This window comes from Phyllobacterium sp. P5_D12, assembly GCF_054049495.1.
In genome coordinates this window covers 1-2030 of sequence record NZ_JBFUMG010000690.1, presented here as the reverse complement: position 1 = coordinate 2030, position 2030 = coordinate 1, and the positions used below count along the sequence as shown (strand labels likewise).

Below are 2030 nucleotides of genomic sequence, written 5' to 3'. Positions count from 1 at the left end.
CGTCAACGCTCTGCATCAGGGCTGGCTGCGGAAAGCAACCGGGTCCGGCGTTCAGCTCTACACGAAATCGGAAGTTGTCGGTGCGAAGCATATCGCCGGTGAATGGCAGGTGGAAACGGGCGACCGCATATTCCGGGCCAAAACTGTGGTCAACGCATCGGGTGCGTGGGCGGATATCACTGCTGGACTCTTCGGCGCTCGCCCGCTTGGGCTAACGCCGATGCGCCGGTCCATTGCAGTATTGCCCGCTCCGGAGGGCCATGACACCAGAAGCTGGCCGCTCGTGGATGATGTAAATGAAGCCTGGTACATGAAGCCCGATGGGGGACGAATATTCGTTTCACCCTGCGATGAGACACCGGTTGATCCGCATGATGCTTATGTCGATGATATGATCCTCGCAGAAGGCCTCTATCGGTTCGAGCAGGCTGTCACCGTAGCGGTTACCCGTGTCGAGAGCAGTTGGGCAGGCTTGCGCACTTTCGCGCCGGACCGGACGCCCGTGGCCGGTTTCGACGGTGAGGTCGATGGCTTTTTCTGGCTCGCCGGTCAAGGCGGTTACGGCATTCAAACCTCCCCTGCACTCTCGACGCTCGCAGCGGCGCTCATTGCGAGACGAGATCCGGAACGTGCCGTCGAAGCACTCCTCGCAAAATTATCGCCCGTCCGCTTTGGCTGATCACGCCAGAAGCGATTGACCACCAAATATCTCAGCCTGGTTCTCCAGTTCGGACTTGATGAAATTACTCAAAACGCGGATGCGCGGTGTGCTGACAATATCCTCGTGGCAAATCAGCCAATAGTCCCGGTTGAGATGGAGCTGCCTCGGCATGACAGGTACTAACTCGGGGTAATTGCAGGCGATGTAATAGGGGAGGATGCACAGCCCGAAACCTGATCGTGTCGCGCTGAGCTGGGCAAAGATGCTGGAACTCTGGTATGACGCGCGCAACCCCGGCAATATCTCGCGCATGTAATCGAGACCTGGCGTGAAGATCATGTCTTCGATATAGCCAATGAACTGGTGACTGGAGAGGTCTGATTGCTGTTTGATCTCCGGATGACGTGAGAGGTAGTCCTTCGATCCATAGATGAAGAGGCGGTAGGGCATCAGCTTTTCCTGATAGTACGGACCTGTCCGTGTCGCATGCAGCGTGATCGACAAATCCGCCTCGCGCCGCGATAGGGACACGATCTGCTGGATCGTCACCATTTCTATGGAGAGACTTGGATAGGACTGCGCCATGAGTGGCAGTCGGTCCGCCAAGAAGAAATTGGCAAACCCTTCCAATATACTGAGGCGGACGACGCCGCTTAGGGAAATCGTTCCCCCGGAGGCCTCGTTCTGGAATCGATCGGCCTCGCGCTCCACAATTTCGGCAGACTCGATAAGCTTCTCTCCGAGCGCCGTCAGGATATAACCCCGCGGGTTGCGCTCGAACAGCCGCGCCGACAAGGCTTCTTCCAGCCGGTCTATCCTTCTTGAAACGGTGACGTGATTGGTGCGCAGCCTTCGCGCCGCAGTGGTCAATTGTCCGGTACGCGCAACGGCGAGAAAATATTGCAGATCGTCCCAGGTAAACTGCCGCATGGCACTCTTTCAATGAATGTACATTTTTGTACTTATTATGTGCACAAATAGATGTTTGTGTACCTATTTGTCAATGTTAGAGTTTTTTTGACATCATGGTTGCCGGTCGGAAGAAACAGCGCAATCATGGGATGAGTATTGTCCGGCTTGGAAAGCCAAAGCTGGATTGAGGAGGATAAACAACTAGCGGGATGCGGGCGGGATCCGCGGCATCTCTGTTGACGTTTTCAATTTGAACCGTTCCGTCCGCGACAGCCATCATGCGATGATCCTGTGAGCGGTCAATCTTTGGGAGGAGATACGAATGAAGTTACTAGCAATTGCAACTGCTGCCCTGATGGCAGCCACGGTCATTCCTGCAGCAAGCGCCGAGATTTCCGATGGCAAGGTCAAGATCGGCATCCTGAACGATCAGTCCGGTGTATATGCGGACTTCGGC

The 2030-nt window shown here is 55.4% G+C and carries 2 protein-coding genes and 1 pseudogene; 2 read left to right on the top strand and 1 reads right to left on the bottom strand.

Annotation, left to right across the window (positions count from 1 at the left end):
• Window positions 1-679, top strand: a 679-nt coding sequence (locus tag ACXJ5O_RS25345) for an NAD(P)/FAD-dependent oxidoreductase (RefSeq protein ID WP_457302319.1), incomplete at its 5' end; no start/stop codon positions are given.
• On the opposite strand, the gene ACXJ5O_RS25340 is transcribed toward ACXJ5O_RS25345, so the two are convergent.
• Complete coding sequence (locus tag ACXJ5O_RS25340) at window positions 680-1591, bottom strand: LysR family transcriptional regulator (RefSeq protein WP_457302318.1); 912 nt, start codon at window positions 1589-1591, stop codon at window positions 680-682.
• A 304-nt stretch (window positions 1592-1895) separates the two neighbouring features.
• Between ACXJ5O_RS25340 and ACXJ5O_RS25335 the strand changes: the two are divergent.
• A pseudogene (locus ACXJ5O_RS25335) lies at window positions 1896-2030 on the top strand (ABC transporter substrate-binding protein); the annotation flags it as partial.

Bases quoted from the DNA above. Each gene is read 5' to 3' on its own strand.
- ACXJ5O_RS25340 (WP_457302318.1), bottom strand. From the start codon at position 1,591: ATGCGGCAGTTTACCTGGGACGATCTGCAATATTTTCTCGCCGTTGCG.